This window comes from Pedobacter aquatilis, assembly GCF_032678425.1.
Lineage (GTDB): Bacteria > Bacteroidota > Bacteroidia > Sphingobacteriales > Sphingobacteriaceae > Pedobacter > Pedobacter aquatilis_B.
This window is the reverse complement of record NZ_JAVTSG010000007.1, coordinates 26487-52708: the sequence shown is the minus strand read 5'-3', so window position 1 is coordinate 52708 and position 26222 is coordinate 26487. Positions and strand designations below refer to the sequence as shown.

Sequence of the window (26222 nt, the reverse complement as noted above, 5' to 3'; positions counted from 1 at the left end):
ATATGCATCTGCAATAAAAAATTAACAGTTTATCAGCAGGCGCAATATTGAAAAGGGAGAACCTTTCAGTTCCCCCAAATATTTTGATTGCTTATTTTGTATTGGATGTGAGGATACCCGGATACAAAACCCCATCAGTTTGAAGCTTAAGCTTCAGCAGATTGGCAATGATTGGTGCAATATCTTCCTGCCCTATCAACGGTAATACAGTGCCCGATTTAATACCCTTTCCAAAAGCTACAAAACCAGTTTGAATTTCTTTAAAATCAGTTGGCAGAAAACCATGTGTGCCACCTTTTGCCGGGGTAAGCATTTCTCCTGTTGCAGCAGCTCCAAAACTAAAACCTTGGTTTGCCGCCAAAGCTAAAGCAGCATTCGGGTCGCCTTGCGCTTTGGCAACTGCATCTTTATCCAACACATGAAACATTTTTTGATAACCAGCTGGCAATTGTGCTAAAGCTTTGGTAACTTTTTCTAACGTTGCGTTATCCGCTGGATTTTTAAGGTGCAAAAATGCAGAACCACCACTTTGCTGAAAATAAGCTTTCCAGCTTTCTTTATTCTTATCATCGTACAAACCCAATTGCGCCAATAACACATTAGGTTTAAATTGTGTATGGATATCCACAAAGCCGTGGTCGCCGGTAATGATGAAAGTTGTGTGCTCACTAATTCCTGCGGCTTCCGCAGCATCCATAATGGTTTTAATAGCAACATCTGCGCCGGCAACTGCCGAACGCACTTTATCGCCGTCACGTCCTTGCTCATGTTCAAAATGGTCGGTTAAAGCAATATGGACCGCCATAAATGCTGGTTTGTATCTTTTCAGAATATAGGCCGCCATTCTTGATTTATTTTGGTCGCTTGTGTAGTAATCCAGTGTTGCGCCAAATTCACCAAACTTGCCAATTGCATTATCCTGAACTTCCTGATACAATGCTTTCGGATTTGATTCCTCATACATCGCCTTAATTTCATCACGCTTTTCGCCTTTATTTTTAGGCAGGATAACATATTCTGGCAAATTATAATCAATGGGTGCACCAACCGTAACCGGCCAGCTTACACCGGCAGTTTTTAAACCTGCATCTTTTGCAGCTGTCCAAAGGGTTGGCACTTTAATATCTTTATAATACCAAAACCATTTGCCTGTAATGCCCAATGGTTCAACAGGTGTATTGTAATAAATGCCATGTTTTGCCGGTAATACCCCACTTACCATTGTTGTGTGCGATGGATAAGTTACCGTTGGAAAACTACCACGAACACCATCCGCATATGCGCCTTTTTTCATCCCCTGACGAACATTTACCATACCCCATTCGGCATCTAAGTAAAACTCTGGCCTTAAGCCATCAACACTTATCAATACCACATGAGATTCCTGCGCAAATGAATAACCTGCCAAAAGGATGAAGAATATTAACGTATTTATTTTTTTCATGTTTTTTAATTTGAAGCAAATTATTCAACTAAAATGCCTTTAATGTTTTGCGAGTATTAAGAAAAAGTTACTTACAATAAGAGCCGTTTTTTAGGCGGCTCTTATTTAAAAATCTATTTCTATTTATTGTTTTTCCTTAAAGTTCATTCTTACCTGCTGTGGGATATTCAGCAATTGTGCTTTATCTCCAACCTTTGCATCAAATGATTTTCCCGATTGCAAAACAATTTTGCCTTTGCGATAAACAGCAATATTCGTTTTACCATCTTTAAGGTAGTTGCCCGGTGCTGGAATATCGCCTGCCACACCGAACTTAATTGCGGGTTTAAAATCAATCAACCACTCCCCTGTTGATGGTCGGTACACGGCCATTTCAGCTCTTCCATCACCGTTATAATCGCCCGGCACAGGAATATCGCCCGGTGTATGTTTAACTTCCAATGGAATATTACCCAGACTGCTTTGCCATAACGAATTGTCTTTTCTAAAAAAACACACGTCTAAAATACCATCGCCATCATAATCTGCCGGGACAGGAATACCGTTTTTATTGCCAAATTTAACGCTATCCATTCCGTTGAAATACCAGGTTAAATTTTCAGGGCGATACACGGCTACATCAGCAAAACCATCTCCGTCCCAATCACCGCATACCGGAATATCTCCCGCTTTGCCTAAAGCAATCACCTGACCATTTTCTAAATAAAACTTCCCTTCTGATGGTCTGAATACCGCAAGTTCCGTTTGTCCGTCGCCATTATAATCGGCCGGTGCAGGGATATCTCCTGCCTTACCCAATTGTTTTGTTGAGCCAGAATGTGTCCATTTTCCATCTTCAAAAGTCGCAATATCCGTTTGCTGGTCATTGTTAAAATCAAGTTGTCTGGCAACTGTTGTGTGGTGCAACCAAGGTAAACTAAATTCACTATCGGCATCTTTTTCATCTTCACCTGTATAAGGAGAAAAGGTTTTAACGCTAATCAAATCCTTGGATTTAGAAAAGGTCATTAAACGCATTAAGCCATGTCCGCCTTGTGGTCTGCTTTGATAATCTGATAAGAAAGACTTAATGATATTCCCTGCAACTCCATCCTGACGATAACCTTCTCCGTTATCTCCAACATGGCCAGAAAGGGTCATAATTACATTCGGATATCGTTTTAAAACATCAAAACGGCGTTGACCCTGTTTAGAGAATTTCGGAAATCCTTTCTCATTCGTTCCGGCAGTTTTATTGAAATGTATAAATGAATGGCTCACTAAAATGGCTTGTCTGTCTTTGTATTTTTTCAATACGCCTTCTGCCCACTGGTTTAAGCCTTCAATATCCTCATCATAAGAATCGTACTCCAGAAACAACACCAACATTTTAGTACCATTGGCTTCAAAAAGATCATAATGGCTGTCGTTATCATTTTGGTAATGATCACCATACCATTTTTTATCCTTGAAATGCGAAATTCCAAAATACTTATTGTATTGCTCGGTTTTTCCCGTTAAAGGAAACTGACTTTTGGTTTGGTCGTGGTTGCCAACAGCCATTCCATAAGGTATTCCTTGTGGATAAAGTTCCTGTGGCTTCTCCAAAATAGACATTGCTGCCCATGCCCTTTCCCATTGTACCGGGAATTTCTCGCCATCATCAGAAATATCACCCAAATGGATAACAAATTTTATATTTTGCTTAACCGCATTTTCTGCAATCCATTTTGTTTGGGCAATAAACATTTCGTTTTTACCACCGTTCTTTTCTGAAGTGTAATACTGCGTATCCGGAAGAATTGCAATACTGAATTCGCCCGATTCATCAGCAGGTTTATTAAGCACAAAACTGCTGTTCACCATCATTACCGCAGCCAAAGCTAAACTTGTAACCTTCTGACCAAAATTGACTTTAAATTTCATATGTGTTATTTATTAAAAGTATCCGGGGTTTTGCGTTAACTGTGGATTAATTTCTCTTTCAGATTGTGGTATAGGAAATAAAAGCCTTTGTTCGGTAACCTGGTAACTATCTGCAGTTAAATAGGTATTGGTTGCTTTTAATTTCGTTCCGTAAGCATTCATAGTTGCAATGGCTGTACCTGTACGCAACAAATCAAACCATTGGTGATTTTCGAATGCCAGTTCAGAACGTCTGTCTTGTGCAATTCTTCCCCTTAAAACCGTTTGCGAAAGTCCTGACAAAGCAGTTAAACCTGCTCTTGTTCTTACCCTGTTCAGATTTAAAAGTGCCAAATCAGTTTTATTCTGTTCATTCTGAGCTTCAGCTAATAACAATAAGGCATCTGCATAACGGTAGATTGGCCAGTTATCGTTGGTATTGTTTGGGTTGCTGTGCGGAGTAAGGTATTTCTTAATGTATGGAACACCAACTTTACCGGCCGCAGGCGTATAATTTACAACACTCTTATTGGCTGATATCGTAAACACCTTACTGCTGTTATACGTACCTTCTGCCATACCTATTGAAGCATCCTTACGTTTATCATTAGCTTCGTAACTGTTGATTAAATCCAAACTTGGCGTATTCCAACCACCTGTTCCGGTGTTATTGGTTGCAACACCCGTAATTAAAGTTGTATTGGTGGTTCTTGGCAAAAACAAGTAAATAAAATTACTTTGTTGTCCACCTTGTAAGCCTTCTAAAAATTGTACTTCGAAAATAGACTCACGACTGTTCTTATTAGCCGTTGAAAATACATCAGCGTAATTATTTAACAACTGATAGCCCATCGCTGGCAAAGTGTTTAACAACACCTCTGCCTCTGCCCATTTCTTTTGAGTAATGTAAACCTCAGCCAGTAACATTGTTGCTGCGCCCTTGGTTGCCGTTCCACTCTGCGGAAATTTAGCAGGAGGCGACAGTTTATTTATAGCATCCTGCGCATCTGCAATGATTTGCGCATACACCTGGTCTACAGTTGCTCTTGGCAAAAAGGCCTCATCAGCGGTTTTTACTTCATTTAAATAAAGCGGTACGCCACCAAAATAACGCACCAGGCGGAAATAATTCCATGCCCTTAAAAACTTAGCCTCGCCTTCTAAAGTATTCTTAGCCGTTGCTGCAAAAGTTGCGCCTGCAATACGTTCGATAACGATATTTGCTTTTGCAATGCTGCTGTAGCAATGGAAGTAAACCGCATTACTGTAAGCATTTGTCGGGTCATCTGTAAAATCTACAATGGTTTCACGCTGTAAATAAGCTGTACCGCGATTACCCTGGTTGTATTCGTAATGGGTATTTCCAGAGCGACCTTCTGCTGTAAAATAATCATTATCAAGCAAAGCCCTTAAGGGCGTGTAAGCTGCATTAACAGCCTGTCTGAATTGGGCTTCGGTATTGTAGAAGTTACCCGGAGAATATTGATCCTGTGGGGTTAACTCCAGAAAAGTTTTCTTACAAGAGCTTGCAAAAAAGCCTACTAATATTAATAAAAAGATTTTTTTCATCGTTTCAATTATTTGAAAGTTGCAGTTAAACCAATAGAAAATGTACGTGGAATTGGATAAGCATTCTCATCAATACCAATGCCTAAGGTTGGGTCAAGGCCAGCGAAATTGATTTCTGGATTCATACCTGAATACGGACTGATTACAAAAGCCTGTTGAACGGAACCATAAACCCTTAAATTTCTCATGATGAAATTATTTTTAAGGTTTAGGGTATAGCCAAGGGTAATGTTTTTTGCCGTTAAGAAACTGCCGTTTTCAACCCATTGCGTATTCACTTGTCGGCCCATTGCCGTTGTTCCGGTTTTGGTACGTGGATATAATCCAGAACCCGGATTTTCAGGCGAACGCCATCTGTCTTTTACATCAGCAGTTAACATCCTTGCACCGTCCATATTGGTACGGTAAGCCCAACGAGCCGCATTCAAAATCTCTCCACCAACTGAACCTGCAAATGTTATCGAGAAATCCCAGTTTTTATAAGCCAGGTTGTTGGTCATACCGAAAGTAAAATCAGGGGTTGGGTCGCCGATAAATGTACGGTCGTTAACATCATCAATTACACCATCACCATTCAAATCTTTAACTTTAATTGTACCTACATCCGATTGATTTTTATACTTCGGAGAATTGGCTAAATCTGCCGCATCCTTATATAAACCTTCGTAAACAAAGCCATAAAACTCACCTAAACTTCTCCCTTCCTGCTGGCGGAAATAATCAGAGGTTACGGTATTATTTCTTCTGATAAAACCCGGACTAACCAATGAGTTGATGATGTTTCTATCAAAAGAAACATTGATATTGGTATTCCATTTTAGCTGACCAGTAGTGTTTACCGTATTTAAAGTTAATTCATGTCCCCACATGGTAAAAGCACCCACATTGTATTTGATTGTTGAGAAACCCGAAGCCCTCGGAATGCGCCTGTCTTGAATCAAACCATCGGTAATTTTGTGGTAATAATCATAAGTGAAGGAAACTCTGTTTTTCAGAATTGACAAATCGAAACCAACATCAAACTGTTTCACACGTTCCCAGGCTAAATCCGCATTTCCTAAACTATTTATCGTTGTACCCGGTACGAGTGCACCATCTAAAACATAGTTGTACTCGCCAATGGTAGAAACTGCGGCGTAATTAGGGAAGAAGTTATTTCCGGTGATGCCATAACTGGCACGAACCTTAAATAAATCCAGCCATTTAAAATCTTTCATAAAAGATTCATCACTTACTACCCAACCTGCAGATACTGAAGGGAAGTTTCCGTATTTCTGGTTAGAGCCAAATCTTGATGAACCATCTCTTCGCATAGCTGCAGAAAGTAAATACCTGCCTTTAAAAGCATAATTGATACGGGCAAGAACCGATAATAATGAATAATCGGTAGTCGTACTGCCACCATTACTGATTACGGTTGCGGCATTAATATAAGGCACATCATTACTAGGAAAACCGGTACCCGTTACCGTACTGCTAAATTGTTCGAACTTTTGAACTGAATAACCTGCAATGGCATCAATGTGGTGTCCGCCTTTAAAATCTTTATTGTATTGTAAGTTAGCTTCTGCGGTCCACGAGAAATTATCGGTAGCGCCTGCAACACCTGATGCAATATCATTTGCATTCATTAATGAATGGTTAAAAGTGCTCCGCGTTTCTGTACCCTTATCTACACCAAAGTTTGTTTTTAAGGTTAATCCTTTTAAAAACTCGTAGTTAAAGTAACTGTTACCTAAAATTCTGGTGGTTTTATAATCATCCTGCGCAAGCATAAACTGTGCGTAAGGGTTAAAATAAAGCACCATTGGTGGTGATGATACATATTTGGTATAAGAGCCATCTGGATTTATCGGGTCATACAAAGGACTGGCTTCGAAAATACGCTCGAACATACCACCCACACCATCCGTTCCTAAACGGTTGTTGTGGTCCATGCGGTAGCTTGGTGCAATGTTAAAACCAATTTTAATTTTATCATTAGCCAAACGTAAATCGTGGTTTAAGCGAAAAGAGAACAACTTTGTTGAGGTATTAATCAGCACACCCTGTTGTTCCTGGTAACCTGCAATTGCCGTTGTAGATGATTTTTCTCTGGCCGATTTAACCGTTAAATCATAACTCTGTATAGGCGCTGTTCTGGTTAAAACATCAAACCAGTTTGTACCTTCGCCATAGTTTTGAGGGTTCGCATAAATCGGGTCAATTGCTCCGGTAAAGTTTTCATACTTCACCCTGTCCTGGTAATATTCATTCTGAAATTCAACCCACTCGCGGGCGTTCATTACATCCGGAACATTGCGCATTGGTATTTTCTGCAAACCAAAATTGCTGTGAAATTCAACCTGTGCATCTCCGGCTTTAGCATGTTTAGTGGTGATTAAAATAACCCCATTTGCTGCTCTTGAACCATATAAAGCACTTGCCGAAGCATCTTTAAGTATCGAGAAAGATTCAATCTCATCGGGATTAATATTGTTGATGCTTCCGGTAACGGGCATTCCATCAATTACCACAAGCGGCTGATTACTCGAGTACAGAGATGCCGCACCGCGGATTCTGAATTCGATGCCACGACCCGGCTGTCCGCTGCTTAAAGCAACCTGAACACCGGCAGCCTTACCCTGCAAGCCTTGCGCAAACTGAATAACCGGCATATCCTTAAATTCTTTTGCATCTACCTCACTAATCGAACTGGTTACTTCTTTTGCCTTTTGCTTACCATAACTAATGTTCACCTCTCTAAGCAATGTGCCTGAGCGAAGCGTAAAATTTGATACATAAGGTTTGGCGGCATTTATATAAATATTGCCTTGTTTGGCGGTTTCATAACCTACAAAGCTGATTTCTAAAGTATATGTCCCCTCTTCTGCCTTAAATTCGTAATAACCATCTGTATTGGTTACCACAGCGAGGGTATTTTTACCAATTAGCCTAACGGTTGCACCGGGTAAAGCTTGTCCTTCTTCATCCTTAACCACCCCTTTTACAACGCCGTTAACCCTTTTAAAAAGCACAACATTGGCGGCCTGTTGCTTAAAAGTTAAGCCACTGCCCTGCAATAAATCGGCTAAAATTAAACCAACAGCCTGTTGCTGGTATTTTTTAGCGTTGATTGAAGTATCATCCAACGAAAGGTAATTTTCATCATAGGCAAAATTAATGGCAGCCGTTTTTTCGAGGTGTTTAATGGCACTCTTTAGGCTTCCTTTATTAAATTGAATATCGATTTTAGTACTCAGCGATTGTGCATTAAGCACTTCGGCCTTAACAGAAAAAAGTGCCAGGAATAATATGGATAGTAGTAATGATGTTCGCATAAATAGCCTCCATATGGTTTGTTTATTGTTCATTGATTTGATTTTATTATAATTTTGTTTGTTTATATAGATTTTGAAAAAGGTTTAGTAAAGCAGGATCACACTACCCTCCTTTCTATAATTAATGTGATGCATTTTGCAAATAAGGGATAGGTTTTCTTCGAGCGAAACCTGTTTTTGAATGGTAAGTGTATAGCTGAACTGGTGGATGTTCTGAATATTTGATTTCAGTTCTACACCGTAAAGATTTTTAAAAACCGTAGCAACCGTTTCAAAACTGGCATCCTGTAAAACCGTATTGCCATCACGCCAGCTAAAGCTTAGTGCCTGGTTAACCTCTTTTACATCGAAAACTCCGGTTGTTTTATTATAAGTAAGTTGTTTGCCTTTCTCTAAAACAGCAAGCACTTTGTTTTTGGCAGATACCTGTACCCTTCCGGTGTTGACAACAATGGTTTGAGTTTTAAAATCGGAGTAGTTGTTAATGTTGAAGGATGTGCCGAGTACCCGAACTTCCAGTTTACCAACATAAACCTTAAATGGTCTTTTCACATCTCGCTTTACCTGGAAGAAGGCCTCACCCTGTGGAAGATAAACCGTTCTTGATGCTTTGGCAAAGGTTGTAGGGTATTTGAATTGTGAGGAGGCGTTTAACCAGACCTCGCTGCTATCTGATAAAACCAAATACTTAAGCATTCCGGTTTTGGTAGCAGAGCTTACATAAGTGAGTGGCTTATCTTGCGACTGGCTTTTAACTAACCATAAACCGAAGCTGCCCATAATCAGTATTACTGCCGCTGCCGATAACCAACGCAAACGGTGCGGATTAGATTGGAGCATTTGTCCGCGGATGCCTTGCAACAGGTTTTCGCGGACCTGGTTTTTATCTACATCGTTAAAAGCGTATTTTTCTAACGCTTCGTAAGATTTGTACCAACCGTTTACAATTTGCTGGTTCTTGGTATCCTTGGATTTTGTAAAAAATCGTTTTAACGATTTTCTGAATTGTTTTATACTTTCCATGTGTTTCTGCCTATATGTCGCCAGAAAGCACCGGAAGTACTTTTAATTTATGTTAAGCTTTAATGAACTATTTGTTAACGAGTACAATTAAAATAGATAGGTATGCGGCATATTTCTCCGGATATTTTTCCTGGATAACCAATCTTAATCGCCTTAAAACTTCTGCGGTATAATTTTTTACGGTTTGCTCTGCAATGCCGAGGTCGGCAGCAATTTCCTTTATGCTTTTGCTTTCGTTGCGCATGGTGTAAACCTGCTGCAACAATTCTGGCATTTTGGCTACGGTTTCGGCGATGAGGTGCTCGAGTAAAAGGTAATCTTCTAAATCGCCGGCAGCATCCTGAATAATGCTCATCCGCGTTGCGGCATCCTGAAGTTGCAGTTCTTCTTTAGAAACGGAACGGAAATAACTGATTACACTTAGTTTTACGGCGGTATGCAGGTAAGCGGACAGGGAGCCTTTAATATCGAGCGATTTTCTACGCTGCCACAGTTTAATGAAAAGTTCCTGAACAATATCCTGGGCAACATCTGCATTATTCACCCTCGCCCAGGCCAAACCATATAGTTTTTCCCAATACAAATCAAAAAGCTGGTTAAAGGCAAGCTCATCATCTTGTTTAATACGGGAAATCAGCAAATTAGGTTGACCATCCATTTGCTCGCAAAGCTAAAAAAGCCAATGTTAAATTAATTTTAAGTTATTAGTTTTTAATAACCACACTCTGTTGGTTTAAGTGTTCGCTTTTTCAGCATTATTACCGTCATTTCGACCTTGCGGAGAAATCTTTGAAGTTATGTTTTGATAAGGAGATTTAACTCTTCTGGTTTAAGTGTTCGCTTTTTCAGCGGTCACTTAAACCTATTAGTATAAACGAAGATTGCATCTGAGCATAGCTAATAAAATATTGAGGATTGTAATATTTTTTTGCCCTGCTGGTTTTCGGTCAGAGACCTTGGTTTTCAAAGTAGATTTAAGTGACCCCTTTGGGAACACTTAAACCAGATTACGCCCTTTCAGCATTATCACCGTCATTTCGACCTTGCGGAGAAATCTTTGAAGTTTGTGTTTTGATATTCTCTTCTGGTTTAAGTGTTCGCTTTTTCAGCGGTCACTTAAATCTATTAGTATAAACGAAGATTACATCTGAGCATAGTTAATAAAATATTAAGGATTGTAATATTTTGTTTGCCGTGCTGGTTTTCGGTCAGAAACCTTGGTTTTCAAAGTAGATTTATTGGCCCTGCGGGAACACTTAAACCAGATTACGCCCTTTGGGGTTAACCATATCATAAAAGTGTTTTGACATACCATAAAAGTAATTTACCATAACCTAAAAGTGATTTACCATACCATAAAAGTGATTTGCCACGCCATAAAAGTGATTTGCCACACCATAAAAGTAATTTACCATACCCTAAAAGTGATTTGCCATACCCTAAAAGTGATTTACCATATCCCAAAAGTATCTTGACACACCTTAAAAATGATTTTTATGGTTTTGAAATAATAAAGGCGTTCGAATGCTAAACATTCCGAACGCCTGTTATCTGGGATGTATTAATATTGAGGTGTGTTATACTCTTTTTCGGATAGTATACTTTGATAACTGAGGGTATAAAGTATGGTCTTTGGGCAATGTTGCCTTGAGGTAACGTTTTACTTTGATAATCAAATCTGCAAGGCCGGTATCGGGGGCATAAAAGATTAATGCTCGTTTGTTGCGCGCTTCATCTAATGGAAATTTTAACCTAGCCACATCGCTATTTGTTTTTTCCATACCTATCAACAGTTGGTTTAAATCGTCAATATCAATTCCGCTACCGGGGTTGATGTACTCCCCGCTGAGCACCAATACATCAATATATTGCCTCATGTTTTCTATCCGGCTATCATAAGACATTTGCGACTGTGATACTTTTTTTACTGCTGATGTTTCGGAATCTAAAGGCGCTTTTGTGCTTTTTACCATCCCCCTAATCTTATCTGCCAGGTTTTTGGCCGTATCGATTTGCGCAGGATTACTGATGCAGATTTTATAGTAATTAAGGCTTCTGGTAATTTTATCATTTAAATTTTTAAAGGCCAGTGCCTGGTTATCTACGGCCACGCTATAAATTGGAGCTGTCCTGCTTACTTCCCGCATTACGTCTTTTGCCGCAGCCAATTGTGTTTGCAGGTTGTTTAAATTAAGTTCACGTTTCGGAGGCACAAAGGCATCGCCTAATTTTGCTAATAATTCGGTAAAATCTTCGAAATCTGCCAGCTGCTTGGCAAAGCCAACTTCTGATGTTGAGGCCATAAAATTTGTTTTATAAGGTTTAAAATCGGTTAAAGCAGGGAGGATTTATTGGGGATTTGCACAAATTTTATTTAGATATTTTAAGCAGCAATCAGGATGCTTTTTGCCTAAAATAAAGCCGAATGGCGAAGACCAGTTTTTTTAATAGATCTTTTCAGGAATGATTTCAGAGCGATAAATGTTGTGAAATCGTACAGCAATATTGCAAAAATTATTGAGCTTTCAAATTATTTTGCTGTGGATTGGGAGCAAGTTAGATAGTTAGTTATACCTTATTGTTTAGCGTTTTTTTATTTCTATTTTAGGGGTACTAAATTAGTTACGCTCAATCTCAACTTGTTTTCTTTATTGAACCTAATCGGGTTTGGCGTTTATGGGATTTGGTTGTTTCAAATTATTGATTGAATTTGATGAAGTGCTAAATTAGAAAAGAGAAATCAAATGTGTTTATTTGAATACAGTGCTCTGAGGAGTCTTTAATATAGAGATTTCTCGATATAGGTTATCAGTAATAATTTAAAAACTATGAATGAGATTATCAACTATCTAAAAACGAACATTACAATATCCATAACTATATCGATTCTTGTACTATTAATTGCTATACTTTCTTATAGAATTAATTGGAGAAAATTTAAGATTGATAAAGCAGATTCTGAAAATAAGAAATCAAAATTTTCAATTTATTTAGAAAACAGCTACCGATTTAACTATAAAATTGAGGACGAAAAATTTATATTATTCGATATTAGGATAAACAACTATTCAACACTTAAAACATCTTTTATAGCTCAATTAAAAATTGTTTATCTAATGAATGAAAATAAAAAAACTGAAATTTTAATCGAACATGATCCAAGTTTATTTCACCTCGAATACCACAATAATTTAGTAAAATTCTCTAAGCAAATTAGAATCGATGATAGGGAAATTAAATCAGGTTGGCTAATTTTTAATTTCCCTAAAAGTCTTTTGGGAAAGAGGGTTGATTATTACGAAATTATTTTACAAGATGTTTTAGGAAACAAATCATCTGTTATATGCAATCTTCTAAGAGATATCGATTATGGAGATTAGAAAGAATGACCTACCTATATATATTATTCAAGAGAATGGATTAATTTCTGTACCAGATTTTGCTGATGGTAGACTGATTCCGGCAGTAGTATTAAATAATGAAAAATTTGGTGAGGATTTAAAAGATTTTTTGAAAGCCCACATTAATTCAGTTGAACAAGGAGACGTCATTACGCAATGGGCTACACCTTTAAATCAATTTTTTAAACCGAAATCTTGGATACTATCTGTTTCGTTTACAAAACCTAGAAACTTTTCCTTTTACATAGAATTTTCATTAGAAAAAAATAGTGCTCTCATTGATGCAATTTTCCAGTCAAGAGGTCTGTATATTCTACATGGTTTTCTAGGAGAAAAAATTAGTAAGAAAACAAACGATAATATAGTTCTCATGGAAATACCGGACCTAAATCAAGATGAAAGATGGAATAAGACATTAAGAGATATATTGAAAACCAGATTCAAGAGGCAAAGGGTTCCTAAAAAAGAGTTAAGTCAAGAGGTTGAAAAACAAATTAAACATATGCGTAACTTAACACACTTTCGAAAATAAATCATATTAATTTATCTTGGTGTAAAGATATTTAATTCTTCGCCTTTCAGCTCCTCTGGTTTAAGTGTTCGCTTTTTCAGCGGTTACTTAAATCTATTAGTATAACCGAAGACTGCATCTGAGCATAGTTAATAAAATATTAAGGATTGTAATATTTTTTTTGCCCTGCTGGTTTTCGGTCAGAGACCTTGGTTTTCAGAGTAGATTTATTGGCCCTTTGGGAACACTTAAACCAGATTGGGTTATTTTTTGATAAGGAGATTTAACCACCAATAAAATAGGTCAGGCTTGAGCCTGACCTATTTTATTTATTTATGAAGTTTCTTTTTCTTCAGATAAAAAATCAATTCTGTTGGTCTGTCGCTTTGCAAAATGGATGGTTTTTTATTGATTAACCAGCCCCAGCTTTCCGCTTCCTGCTTTTGCTCAACTGCCCTATCATCATCATGCCCACCATTTAAAGATGGCCACAAACTGTTTAACCAAACTACCTGTGTTTTAGCAATGTTTGGCAGCTCGTTTAAATTTTGCAAGGTATCCGTATTAAAAATAGGCTGTATTACGCTTCGGTTAAAGGTTTTATAGTTTGCAATAGTTTCTAAAGCATTTTGATTAGCCATATTCACCACCACCATAATTGAAGCATTTTCAGGGATTTTTTCTTCTGATTTTAACTGCACCAGGTTAATGTTATCACCGACATTAACAATGGCTTGGTCAAGTGTGCCCGTTCCAACCAATATTGCGAAAACATCCGAAAGATGGTCGTTACCCTTATCAACGTTAATCATTATTTTCCCTTTAGCGGCAAGCATCATTTCTTTAAATGTGGGAATTGAATTTTGCGTTACCCTTCCTAAACCATTTTTCAGTTTTAGCTTTTGCAATTCGGCCAATGTAAAATCGCTCACTTTTCCCTTTCCATTTGTGGTACGGTCGATGGTATTGTCGTGCATCACGACCATTTGGCTATCCTTTGTCATTTTAACATCCAGCTCCATCATATCAAACCCCTTATCAATGCAATACAATAAGGCATTCATAGAGTTTTCAGGGGCATTGCGCCAATCGCCACGATGCGCTGCTACCAAAATTTCTTTATTCTTTTCATTGAATAACTTATCAAGCTTTGCTGCCGGATTTTGGGCAAAAGCCACAGCTACGTTCATCAGCAACGCTGATAAAACCAATATTGAATATGTCTTTTTCATCACCTAAATTTAATATAAAAAGGCGTTCCGAATATTCAGAACGCCTGTATTGTTTGCCTGTATTTAATAATTAATAACCTGGGTTTTGGTACATTTTAGCCGGGTCTAATTTATACTCATCAAAAGGAATTGGGTAATACCTATCTTTTGTAGTAAAATTAGTCAGCCTTGCGTTACCAAAGTTTGCCTGCGTTTTGCCTCTGAAATAAGTAACCAATTCGGCAGTTGTGAAATTACGCAACAAGTCGAACCATCTGTGGTTCTCGAAAGCCAATTCTACCCTACGCTCGTGTAAAATTGCCAATTTAAGTGTTGGGTATTTTGAAGCATAAGTTGCGTTGGTACTTGCCACAGCATATAGCGGAACACCTGCTCTGGCTCTAACCATATCTAAATACTGAATGGCAGCCGCATTATTTCCCTGCAACATATTTATTTCAGCAAGCATTAAAATTACATCAGCAAAACGAATTAATGGGAAGTTATTACCACCATAACCGTTAACAGTTGCCGCTTCACTTGCATCACGGTATTTCGTGATAAACCAATCTAATACCCTGGTATCAGCAGCATATTTAATTGAAAAATCCTTTCTTGGGTCGCCGGTTTCATAATCCAAAACTAAATCTGGTGTAACGTTACCTCCAACACCTGTTGGTGCCCTTCTAGAGTTAATGGTTTCGCCAAATGCTTGATTATTTGCCGCGATGCTTGATGCATAAGTAATATTGCCCTGAATATTTACAATCTCAAAAATAACCTCCGGATTGTTTGACTTTTTGGTTACATCAAAAACATCAGCGTAAGGAATTGCCGCAAGCGTGGTAAAGCTTTTCATGTTGTAAGCCGCAAGCAAATATGTATTTGCATTGGCCAGGTTTTCGGTTTTATTAGCATCCAAAGTGGTAGCCATGGTTAAATAAACCTGACCCAACAAAGCATTAATAGCCGCTTTAGAAACCCTGCCTGCATTTGCACCTGTTGCCAGGTTAGATAAATTACTGTTTAAGGCTTCTCTTAAATCGGTTACAATTTGCGCATAAACCGTAGCCTGTGGTTGTCTGTAAGTGTTGGCAACCACTTCATCATTACTGGTTAATTGTTTTGTTACCAAAGGAATATCGCCCCATTTTCTCACTAAGTGAAAATAAGTTAAGCCTCTGATAAACTTGGTTTCAGCCAGGTATTGTGCTTTTAAATCAGCATTGGTGAACGTAACCTTATCAATATTCGAAGTAATTACATTACATCTGGTAATGGTGGTGTATAAACTTACCCAGTGACTTTTTAAATAGGTATTACTTGGCAAAATGCTGAAATCGCCAAATTGAAAGGGCTCGCCTGCATTCGATTGGTTATCGTTTGTACCTGTATTGTCTGAGCGTTGCTCGGTGTACAGACTACTGGTTTCGCCAATGTTATTGCCGCTTCTTAAAGATTGATAAGCACCGTTTACAGCCAATAGCACATCGTTCGGCGAGGTGAAAAACTGGTCAACAGTTACCGCATTTGGGTCGGTTTGTTCAAGAAAATCTTTTTTACAGGCTGATAATGAAATCAATCCTACAAAAACTATGAATATATTTTTTCTCATTTTGATATATTTTAAAAATGGTTTCAAAGGTTGATTAAAAAGTTAATTTAACACCCAAATTGTAGCCTCTTGCTAATGGATAGTTACCATAATCTACACCAGGCGTTAAGTTTGCGCCGGCATTATAATCTACCTCTGGGTTATAACCTTTGTAATCGGTAATGGTAAATGCGTTATCCACACTTCCAAAAATGCGGATGTTTTCTACGTGTAAGGTTTTAGCAACCGTTTTCGGGAAATTATAACCTAAGGTGATGTTCGTACATCTTAAATAAGAACCATCCTGAACATAGAATGATGATAAACGTGTACTGTTACTTTGCGTACCCGCACGAGATGCTCTATAGTTTAAGCCGCTTCCAGGGTTTGCTTCGTTTCTGTAACGGTCTGCAACTTCTACATACTGGTTACCAGAACCTTCAAAGTTGTACAGGTAATAATCCTGACCATCTAAAACGTCATTGCCTTGCGAACCGTTGAATGAAGCACGAATATCGAATGATTTATAGTTTGCATTCATCGAGAAACCGTAAGTGAAATCCGGATATGGATTACCGATTACTTTTTTATCGGCATCGTTCACAATGCCATCACCATTGGTATCTTCGAAATATAAATCGCCTACTTTGTAAGGATTAGATTGTGCCGAAGATGGTGCAACTTTACCTAACAATTCTGGTGTAACCCTGCCCGCAACCTGGTAACCGTAAAACATACCGATGGATTGACCTTCTTGTGTTACGTGCGTAATATACTGTCTTTCTGCTCCGACACTGAAAATGGTACTGTTACCACCAAGGTTTAATACTTTATTTTTGTTGAAAGAAATGTTTCCGCTTAAACCTAAGTTAAAGTCGTTTGTGCTCACCACACGTCCGTCTAGCTGGAAATCGAAACCTTTATTTCTTACCTTACTATCTCTTAAATTGGTTAAAATGGTTGTCGAACCCGAAATAGCAGAAATTGGCTGGTTAAATAATAAGTTATACGATAAACTGTAGTAGTAGTTTGCAATAAGGGATAAACGACCGTTGAAGAAACTTAAATCGGTACCGAAGTTATATTGTGAAGTAGATTCCCAACCTAAGTTCTGGTCTTTAATACCACCCGACCAAATGGCTGTTGAAATGGCGTTAGGACCAAATACTACACCACCCGGTGAGTTAACGGTTTGGGTGTGGTTATAATCTCCAATGTTGTTGTTACCACTTAAACCCCAGCTACCTCTAAGTTTAACTGATGAACCTCTTCCTAAGAAATCATTGTACCAGCTTTCTTGTGATAAATTCCAGCCTGCAGCTGCTGAAGCAAAAGCACCCCATTTATTATTCGGGCCAAATCTCGAAGAACCATCCATACGGAAAGTACCACTTAAATAATATTTGCCATCAAAGTTATAGCTGGCACGGCCGAAATAAGATAATAATGTAGTTACCGATTTATTTGCGTTGTTTAATACAAAATCTGTAGGCGCAGCACCTTTATCAGAGATTTCGCCAATTTTATCGCTCGTGAAACCTGTTGCGGTTACCCTAACTAAATCACTTGTGTTTTGTTGAGCTGAATAACCACCCAAGATATCCAGGTTATGTTTACCAAAGGTTTTGTTATAATCCAAGGTAAATTCAGCAAGTTTATCAACCTGAGTTAAATTTTGTGCGACAGAATTTGCCGCTGCAATTGATGAAGGTGAACCCGGTGCATTACCACCACCATTACTTAAGCTTGTTGGGCGATAATAATCGTACTTCTCGCTGTAATTGGTTGTTCCTAAATTGGCTTTGAAATTTAAGCCTTTGATAATTTCATAATTTGCAAAAGCATTAAATTGATTACGATTACCCAAACGGTTAACTTTCATTTCGGTAACGGTTGCCACCGGATTTTCTAAACCTTGGTAACCAAATTGATTTGCCAAAGCAGACATTCCGTATTTAATCGGATTGCCGTTTGCATCGTTTGCAGGCAAATATGGTAAATAAAGCAAAGCCGACATCATCGGACTAAAACGTCCTTCGCCAACTTCCTTATTGTTGGTTTGCGTTAAAGAGATGTTTGCACCAACCCTTAACTTTTTGCTCACTTGTCCTTCTATATTCGAACGGAAGTTTAAAGCACGCATTGCCGTATTGGTTACAATACCATCCTGATCCTGGTAACCTCCACTTACAAAATATCTGATGTCTTTATTTCCACCAGAAAATGCAAGGTTATGGCGTTGGAAGAAAGCATTTTGATACAATTCATCTTGCCAATCAGTATTATATGCCGGAGCAATAGCCGTTTGCGTTGCGAAATTGTAAATGTCTGTCGGAATACTTACCGATGAACTGTTACCAACATTCGCCGTACGAGTTGTATTATTATCTGAAAACATCGAATCGTTCCAGGTAATTCTGCCACCGTTTACCACTAAATCTTTGTAGGCGTTGTTACGTCCGTCAATCATTAACTGGATAAATTGTGTTGCATCCAACAATTTCACTTTTTTGTGTAATTGAGTAATACCCGCTTGTACATCATAATCAAAACGACCTTTACCTTCTTTACCTTTTTTGGTGGTAATCATAACCACACCACCCGAAGCTCTCGAACCGTAAATGGCTGCAGAAGCCGCATCTTTCAAGATATCGATGGTTTCAATATCCTCTGGGTTGATGAATACGTTATTTCCGGCAGGATAACCATCAATTACATATAATGGGTTTGAACTGGCGTTGATTGAACCAACACCCCTAACGCGGATTTTTGTACCGGCATAAGGTGCACCACTGGTTTGCGATACTTGTACACCGGCTACTTTACCAACAAGTGCCTGCCCGATTGTAGGCGAAGTTAAGTTCATTTCACTTGCCTTAACACTGCTAATTGCACCCGTAACATCCGACTTTCTAATCTTCTGATAACCGATAGCGACAACCTCATCTAAGTTGTTACTGCTTTCTTTTAATTTAACGTTAATCGTTTTAGTGCTTGAAACCAAAACTTCCTGTGTTTCGTATCCGATAAAAGAGAATACCAAAGTTGCACCTGCTGGTACATCGATGCTAAACTTACCGTTTGCATCTGTAGAAGTAGTTTTTTTGGTTTGCTTATCGTAAACGCTTACCCCTGGTAATGCTTCGCCTTTTTCATCAACAACTGTTCCGCTGATGGCTAAAAAACGATTGTTTAATTTTACTGTTGAAACCAACTTACTATTGCCAATGGCAAAAGCTGTAGAATTGCATACGGCTAATAAACCGATAGGCAAAAGCAATTTTCGGCAGGTACTCCTAATACCTGATGCTGAAAAAAATGATATCATCTTTTTTATAATTAGTAATTTTTGAGAAATAGAAATTTGTTTATGTTTTTGAAAGGCTTGTAATTTTCAAATTCACATAGGCATTTTGTTAACGTTAAAAATTTGTTTGGGGGAGCGTTATTCTGAGGGCAAAACTAAGTGTGTACTTTTAACACTATGTATCCATTAGATTAACTTAAAAACAACAACTGGCGCCTACCGTTAACAGAATGTTAAGCCTGAAACGGGCCAATTGGGCAATAAAGCGCATGGTTAAAAAAATAACAGCAGCTTAATATTAGCTTAACTGCTTAACCCTTAGTTTGCAACAATGCGATGTAGCAATGTCGCATTCAACAGATTTAAATTTTAAAGGAGATTAGTGCATGAAATTATCAGCCCCGTTATACATTATAGGTTTTTTGTTAATGATTAGCTTTAAAAGCGCAATAATTGGCAAAATTAACCGCACAAGTTCATTAGATTCTTTAGGTGCTTGCCAGGGCATTTCTTATCAAAACGGAAAATACTTTTTATATGGTGATAGAGAAGTTGGGGTGATGAGAAGCTATCGTTTAAGTGGCGATTCGCTTGCTTATGATGGTATTGAATATAAATTTACGGTTAAGGGCGAAAATGCAATTAAGCACCCAACCGGAATTGCTTACCATAAAGGCTTACCAACTTTTGTTGGCAATTCGGTTAGGTTAAACCCTGAAGGTACAAAGTGGAAAGCGGTTATTAATCAAATTAACTGGGAAGGGTTTTTAAAGAAAAAAACCCTTGATGAAAACCTGATTTCGACTATTGATGATGATGCCTGCATTCAGGGTACCAGACCAGAATATGTTAAACATAAAGGCAAATGGTTTGTGGCAACTGCCGATTATGGCAATAAAAACAATGAAGTTCGTTTGTACGAACCGAAACTTTTAGCTAAAGCAAAATCAACTAACGAAAAAGGCATTCTGGTAACCAAATTCTCCTGCTCACCTTGGGTGCAAAATTTGTTCTGGCTAGAGGAGAAAGGCATTTTAGTTCTTGTTCAAAATCAAATTGAAGGTCGCAAGTGGCGCCTTACCTTCCTCGACCTTGAAAAATCAATCGCCGATGGTAAAGAAGCTGTGATTGACGTTATTGATACTGATAAAGCCGATGAATTGGAAGGTTTCGTTTTTACCGACAATACAGAAAAAGGCATCGCCGTAAGTTCTTCCAAAAAGAACAATGTAAGTTTTATGAATTTTGGCTGGTTTGGGCGGTAGTTTCCCCAAACCTTAATTAGTTCTAAATTTTAACAAGGACCATTCCGCTCATCAATCTTCTTTAGCAGATAGGAAAGCACCTTAGCAAAAGCAACATAGGCAACAAAAATGAAGAAGCCCAGTTGCAAGGCAGAATTGTTTGCTGTAACGGTTTTAAGCGTATCGTTTTCCATATTTAAACCCGAAAGCTGGCTTTTAAGAATACCGTTCAAACCTATGTAAGTCATGGCGATGCCGACAACCATCACATCGGCCATATCCCATTTACCTAAATCAAATGCTAAAAAGCGGAGCACTTTTGGATTGTTAAAAAGCTTACTGCAAGAAATGTGTACACCGCGGGCAATCAACCTAAGTAAAGGCAAAATCACTACAAAAACCAATAATAAAATACCTATTAGAACAGCATCGGGCTTAGGTTGCTCTAGCAATGTAGTTATAATGCCTATTATACTTTTGCTCTGAAAAAACAGCACTTGATTGGTAAAGGCAATCTTATCGCCCAATAAAGCGAACGTTAAAGATTCAATTCTGGCATCAACTTCTATAATTGGTGTAATTACACCTACGGTTAGCAAAACCAAGGCAAATAAAAGCGATGCGATAAATAATGGCACATGAAGATTTTCGCGTTTGCGTAAAAGCAGCCACAAAATCAATACTATTGCTACAGCAATTACCATAATCAAAGCAAATTGATTACTCAATGATTTGATATCGGCTAGTTTTGCCTTTACTACGCGGTCAAAATCATTAGCATTATTAACCTTGTACTTGTGATAAATGTTACGTTCAACGGTGGTAATCGTGGTATCCGAGCGATCGTAAGTTTGCGCTTCCAATTCATCTACCTTACTGGTTGCAATGCCTTTAATCTTTTTTAAACTTGCCGGACTTGTTATTTTCTGCACAATCGTTCTGGCGAAAGAAGGTACTTGCGCATGTAATTCATCAACCTCTACAAAGCTTTTAAAAGCCAGTTTTTTAAGCTTGGCGCCGAGGCCTTTTTGTGGTTTAGTAATATCTGCAACAGCCTTATTAATTAACCCATGCAATTCCTTTTCCACTTCTTCCTGCATATCGGCTTTTTGCTTTTTGGTTAGCTTAAAACCTTTCACCCGTCTATCCACCACCACAGAAATCTTCTCGCCCCATCTATCAACAGAAAAAATACCAAAGGTGATGTTGTTAGATAAGCTAAAATCTTCTTTAATACGCTTTTGCTCAAAAGAAAGTTGATAAAAACGATAGCCCGAAAAAGCAGTTACCATCAATAAAGCCAATAAACCAATCATCAGTAAAACTGGCGCCAATATGCTTTTCTTTGGCTGGATATTCTTTTCTGAATTTATATTGTTTGCCATAAATTTTATCAAAGGCGTTTAGCAAAATCGGTTAATGCGCATCATGCGGGGTAATAAATTTTAATATGGTTGATAAGATAAGTCCGTAAAGAACGAAGCTTATAAAAATGATGTAACCAGGTTGTAAGGCCGTGTTATTGGTGGTTAAGATGGTTAACGAATCATTTTTAATATTCAATGCCTGAAGCTGTCCTTCCAGTAAACCATTTAAACCGATGTAGGCCATCAAGATTGCGATTACAATCACATCTGCCATACTCCATTTACCCGATTGAAAGGCGAAATATTTGATAACACCATTTTCGGCAAGTTTCTTTTTTCCTAAAAGATGAATTCCGGTAGAACTTAATTTTACCACCGGGAACAGGATGCTGAAAGCCAGAATTAAAACCCCAACTAAGATGGAATCTATGCCAGGCTGACTGATTAACACCCGAACAACATCCATTATACTTTTACTTTGGAAAAAGAGTACCTGGTCTTTAAAGGTTACGTGTTCACCCAGTAAAACAAAATCCAAAGAACGTATTCTGGCATCAACCTCTATCATAGAGGCCGTTAGCCCAACCGCTAATAAAATAAATGCAAACAGCAACGACATTACAAAAAGTGTAACGTGTAAATCTCTTCGTTTTCGCAAAGCCCACCAAAGCAAAAGCACAACGGTAATGCAGGCTAACATGCCAAAAGAATAGGCGTAAGTTTTAGTACGAATATCCGCCAACGATTCATTTAATTTCTTGTTAAGTGTCTCATTTGATGAAACCTGGTATTTTTGCTCCAGCTTTTTTAATGCAGTACCGTTCGCAACAAATGCACTGTCCAGGCTTTCTTCTTCGGCAAGTTGGTTAAACTCGCCAATGGCCATTTTACTTAATTGCTTTTTATTTTTAGGGTTATCAACTTCGGCGATAATATTCCTGGCAAAACCCGGCACCTGGGCTTTTATACTATCCGAGTTCACAAAGTTTTTAATGGCAAACTTTTGTATTTTCCCGCTGATGGTTTTCTTTGGTTTGTTAACTAAGGCTTCTGCTTTATCAATCAATGCTAGTAAAACCTCCTCAACCTCACCTTGCAAAACCTGTTTCTGTTTTTTGGTCATTTTGAGGTTGCGCACTTGCTTATGCACAATCTTTGCAACATTATTTTTCCATTGCTGCACCGAGAACAAGCCGTAGGTAATGTTGTTGATGCCGGAATATTCTTCCTTAATCTGCTCTTGCGCCTCAGAAAGCTGATGCAGTTTAAACCCAAAATAGCCTTCTACTCCAAGCAAAATCGCGAGTGTCAGAATGAGCAGAAGTTTAGGTCTAAAAGAGTTCTTTGTGCCGCTATCTTTTAATTGTGTTTCCAAGATGTTCTTTTTTGAGTTTCGATGCTAAAGCAAACATTTATGGCAGCTCGAATGCGAAATGTGTCAGGCATCGGCAAATAAAACCCACAACGCTTAAAAAGGTTTTAGAATTATTGCAATAATGAATAATTATTCATCCGGCGAATCCGGACCTTTAATAATTTTATTTAAACCAATAATGTGCGTTGGCTTGCCATTCTCATCGTAAATGGGTTTTCCAAAACCTCTAATCCAATGAATGCTGCCATCTCGCCACTTCACTTCATATTCTGCCCGGTAAATGCTTTTGGCATCTAGTGCTTGTTGTACAGCAGCCTTAATGGTTTGCTTATATTTTGGCAATATTGTTTCCAACAAGTCAGGATATGTAAAATTTTCATCTGCTTTATAGCCATAATTGCTCTTTAGCTGATTATTCGAGTCCATCAGACCTGTGTGAAACTCAACGACTGTATAGCCCATTCCGGCAGCTTCGATGGCATTCATCAATACATTATTTGATTGTTGGGTTAATTGTTTAGCTACAACCTGCTCCGTAACATCAGCAATAATGAACATAATATTATCTGGCTCATCGCCCATTCTGGCAACAGGTTGTAAAGAGAGATTTGCATAAATGCTTCTTGAATTTCCATCATCATTTATCTTCAACTTAACACCTGATGAATGATGGGCTTTGCGTTCCTGATACACCTTGTCTAATAAGTTAAGAAAATCCTTTCCATCTGCATCAGTAATTAATGCATTAAGTTTCTGACCGATTGCAGTTTGCCCTTCTATTACAAAAAGTGCATTTAAGGCATCATTTGCCTGCCATATTTCTTTGGTTCCTCCCGAACAGATGCCTATGGCAATTGGCGTATCTTTAAAAAGGCGTTCATAACTATCCAGCACACTTTCTAAAAGATTATTGGCCTGAGAAACTTGTTCCTGGTAAGCCATTAAGTCTGAATTACGATCAGAAATCTGTTTATTAAATGAAATGATGTACCGGTTTTGTTTTTTCAACATTGCATCATCAAGGGCATCAAGGCGGAGTTCAGTTCTGTCCATCACAATTTTAGCCAAACCCGAAAGAATTTCACTTTGATTGTGATCAAACGTGTTGGGCTTATAGTCCATTATGCAAATTGTTCCAATTCTGTATCCGCTTAAAGCAACTAAAGGTGCTGCTGCATAAAAACGTATGCCGTGTTCATTATTTGCAAAATCCGGGTCGTTAAGTAGTTCCTCAATAATAGTAACGCCCTCGGCCTGCATGGCCCTATCGCACAAACTTTCGGAGCGAAGCTGAGAAAGCTGCCCCTCAAAACCTATATTGGATTTGTAATACACGGTATCTTTCGCAATAAAACAAATCAATGCAATCGGGACATTAAATATTCGGGTGGCGAGTTTTGCGAGCTCATCAAAAGCCGCATCAGGCGGTGTACCAACAATTCTGTAATGTTCTAAGGCGGCAAGCCTTGCCAATTCATCATCCTCTGGGATGCGCTCTTCTTCTATACCTTCCATTTTGTTTGCTGTTAGTAATAATTTGGTTTTAGCATACAAATTAACAGTTTAGCAGGTTAGTTGTTTGATTCTGAGTTATATTAATAATTCATTCATTAGTGAATTTTTGATGTATATTAACATGCTCAAAAAAGCAACTATATTATTACAAAACCAATTCGCTTATTTTTGAGTTAAAAGCACATGGAACCATTAGATTCATTCGAGAAATTTGTATTTATTTTACTATCAGCAATATTTATAATGGGCCTTATTGTTGCAGTTTCATTGTTTGTTTGGCTTTAAACCTTCATAAGCTGCTCCTACCTTTAAGTCAACGCTTAATATCCTGAAAACACAGCATCCAATAAGTTCCTCAAAACCACCACTAGAAACTTGTCAATGACTACTGATAACTGACCACTGATAACTGACAACTGGCTAATATCACCACAAATAAGTATTATTAAAACTACAAAGAGATTTAAAATCGTTTCGTCCGAAAACATCGTCATTTTTTGACTAATAGCCGTTTAAAGACATTTTAACCCATAAATTAAAAAAATAAAAGTTGAAGTCTTAATTTTAATTTTCTGAATTAGAAACTTTTTCAAGAGAAACTTTTTTTTGTTTCGCGATATTTTGTTTCTCCAAACCGAAACTTTTTTTGTTGAAACGAAAAAAAGTTTCAACAAAAAAAGTTTCAAATTAAACATCTGCTTAACTGATGCAGGCGTATCCATTCTGCCTCTATCTAAACCGGAAATTTTAATTTATTTATTGTTACACAAATCGTAACAATGTTTGCATTTTAGAAACAAGCTATTTGTAATGTTAACAACCATGTGAAACATTTCGAACAGAGTGGAGTGTTTGATTGTTATTCATATTCCAACTATGTTTAATGGCAAAGTAATTGCAAAGTGTTGGTTATGATTACTTTTGATAAATCACGATTCCTGATTCTGTTCATGCTATTCATTATTATCGTTGGATTACTGTTTACGGCAGCATTAGAGCTGTATGATATTTTTTGCGGTCCGATTGGCTAGATATTCATTTTATTCAAACCGCTTATTGTTCAAACTAACTTTAGCTTCCGTGGTTGAAATAATTATGAAGCCACTTGATGCATTAGAAAGATTATTATATGTGCTTATAGCAGCGATACTAATAACAGTATTGATAACCAGTATTATCTTCATTTCTATTTCGTGAATAATTACGCATACTTAGTTTATCGTTGCTATTCGAAATGTTAAGCGCAGCGCAATTCAGATAAAATCTGATTGTGCGTCGTCCTGAGCTTTTTTTGGTTTCCCTAATAGCAATTCACAAATAAGCTAAAGTGCTTCAGGCATCAAAAAAACGCTAAAAAGTTTAAAGGACTTCAACATAATCCTTTTTCTCACACTAATTGCTACTGAAAACCGAAAACTATTTACTAACCGCTAAAACAGTAAGTATATAGTGATTTC

The 26222-nt window shown here is 37.9% G+C and carries 16 protein-coding genes; 3 read left to right on the top strand and 13 right to left on the bottom strand.

The window, feature by feature from the left end; genetic code table 11:
• Window positions 1–91 precede the first annotated feature (91 nt).
• From R2Q16_RS18560 to R2Q16_RS18530, 7 genes are all read right to left on the bottom strand, one after another.
• Entirely contained in the window at window positions 92–1444 is a 1353-nt protein-coding gene (locus R2Q16_RS18560) for an ectonucleotide pyrophosphatase/phosphodiesterase (protein ID WP_316739332.1), read from the bottom strand.
• Between the two features lie 123 nt (window positions 1445–1567).
• The gene (locus tag R2Q16_RS18555) at window positions 1568–3349 is read right to left on the bottom strand and encodes a metallophosphoesterase (RefSeq protein WP_316739331.1); all 1782 of its coding nucleotides are present in this window, start codon (window positions 3347–3349) and stop codon (window positions 1568–1570) included.
• Between the two features lie 12 nt (window positions 3350–3361).
• Window positions 3362–4897: a RagB/SusD family nutrient uptake outer membrane protein gene (locus R2Q16_RS18550; RefSeq protein WP_316739330.1), complete on the bottom strand. Its 1536-nt coding sequence runs from the start codon at window positions 4895–4897 to the stop codon at window positions 3362–3364.
• 8 nt (window positions 4898–4905) lie between these two features.
• Window positions 4906–8250: a TonB-dependent receptor gene (locus tag R2Q16_RS18545; RefSeq protein WP_316739329.1), complete on the bottom strand. Its 3345-nt coding sequence runs from the start codon at window positions 8248–8250 to the stop codon at window positions 4906–4908.
• A gap of 51 nt (window positions 8251–8301) precedes the next feature.
• On the bottom strand, window positions 8302–9240 hold the full coding sequence (locus R2Q16_RS18540; protein WP_316739328.1) for a FecR family protein: 939 nt from the start codon (window positions 9238–9240) through the stop codon (window positions 8302–8304).
• 67 nt (window positions 9241–9307) lie between these two features.
• Window positions 9308–9898: an RNA polymerase sigma factor gene (locus R2Q16_RS18535; RefSeq protein WP_316739327.1), complete on the bottom strand. Its 591-nt coding sequence runs from the start codon at window positions 9896–9898 to the stop codon at window positions 9308–9310.
• A gap of 919 nt (window positions 9899–10817) precedes the next feature.
• Window positions 10818–11543, bottom strand: a complete 726-nt coding sequence (locus R2Q16_RS18530; protein ID WP_316739325.1) for a hypothetical protein — start codon at window positions 11541–11543, stop codon at window positions 10818–10820.
• A gap of 525 nt (window positions 11544–12068) precedes the next feature.
• Between R2Q16_RS18530 and R2Q16_RS18525 the strand changes: the two genes are divergently transcribed.
• Window positions 12069–12620: a hypothetical protein gene (locus R2Q16_RS18525; RefSeq protein WP_316739324.1), complete on the top strand. Its 552-nt coding sequence runs from the start codon at window positions 12069–12071 to the stop codon at window positions 12618–12620.
• Window positions 12610–13173: a hypothetical protein gene (locus tag R2Q16_RS18520; RefSeq protein ID WP_316739323.1), complete on the top strand. Its 564-nt coding sequence runs from the start codon at window positions 12610–12612 to the stop codon at window positions 13171–13173. Before R2Q16_RS18525 ends, R2Q16_RS18520 begins: the two co-directional genes overlap by 11 nt.
• A 308-nt stretch (window positions 13174–13481) precedes the next feature.
• On the opposite strand, the gene R2Q16_RS18515 is transcribed toward R2Q16_RS18520, so the two are convergent.
• The 3 genes from R2Q16_RS18515 to R2Q16_RS18505 all read right to left on the bottom strand — a co-directional run bounded on the left by R2Q16_RS18515 (window position 13482) and on the right by R2Q16_RS18505 (window position 19285).
• On the bottom strand, window positions 13482–14384 hold the full coding sequence (locus R2Q16_RS18515) for a glycerophosphodiester phosphodiesterase family protein (RefSeq protein ID WP_316739322.1): 903 nt from the start codon (window positions 14382–14384) through the stop codon (window positions 13482–13484).
• A 70-nt stretch (window positions 14385–14454) separates the two neighbouring features.
• Window positions 14455–15978: a RagB/SusD family nutrient uptake outer membrane protein gene (locus R2Q16_RS18510; protein WP_316739319.1), complete on the bottom strand. Its 1524-nt coding sequence runs from the start codon at window positions 15976–15978 to the stop codon at window positions 14455–14457.
• A gap of 34 nt (window positions 15979–16012) precedes the next feature.
• Window positions 16013–19285: a TonB-dependent receptor gene (locus R2Q16_RS18505; RefSeq protein ID WP_316739317.1), complete on the bottom strand. Its 3273-nt coding sequence runs from the start codon at window positions 19283–19285 to the stop codon at window positions 16013–16015.
• A 365-nt stretch (window positions 19286–19650) separates the two neighbouring features.
• On the opposite strand from R2Q16_RS18505, the gene R2Q16_RS18500 reads away from it, so the two are divergent.
• Window positions 19651–20529 carry a hypothetical protein gene (locus tag R2Q16_RS18500; protein ID WP_316739316.1) on the top strand — a complete coding sequence of 293 codons (879 nt, stop codon included), beginning with the start codon at window positions 19651–19653 and terminating at the stop codon, window positions 20527–20529.
• Window positions 20530–20558: 29 nt separating this feature from the next.
• Here R2Q16_RS18500 and R2Q16_RS18495 read toward each other — a convergent pair whose 3' ends face one another.
• The 3 genes from R2Q16_RS18495 to R2Q16_RS18485 all read right to left on the bottom strand — a co-directional run bounded on the left by R2Q16_RS18495 (window position 20559) and on the right by R2Q16_RS18485 (window position 24765).
• Entirely contained in the window at window positions 20559–21893 is a 1335-nt protein-coding gene (locus R2Q16_RS18495) for a paraquat-inducible protein A (protein ID WP_316739314.1), read from the bottom strand.
• Between the two features lie 31 nt (window positions 21894–21924).
• On the bottom strand, window positions 21925–23250 hold the full coding sequence (locus tag R2Q16_RS18490; protein WP_316739313.1) for a paraquat-inducible protein A: 1326 nt from the start codon (window positions 23248–23250) through the stop codon (window positions 21925–21927).
• Between the two features lie 129 nt (window positions 23251–23379).
• The gene (locus R2Q16_RS18485) at window positions 23380–24765 is read right to left on the bottom strand and encodes a PAS domain-containing protein (RefSeq protein WP_316739311.1); all 1386 of its coding nucleotides are present in this window, start codon (window positions 24763–24765) and stop codon (window positions 23380–23382) included.
• Between the last annotated feature and the right edge of the window lie 1457 nt (window positions 24766–26222).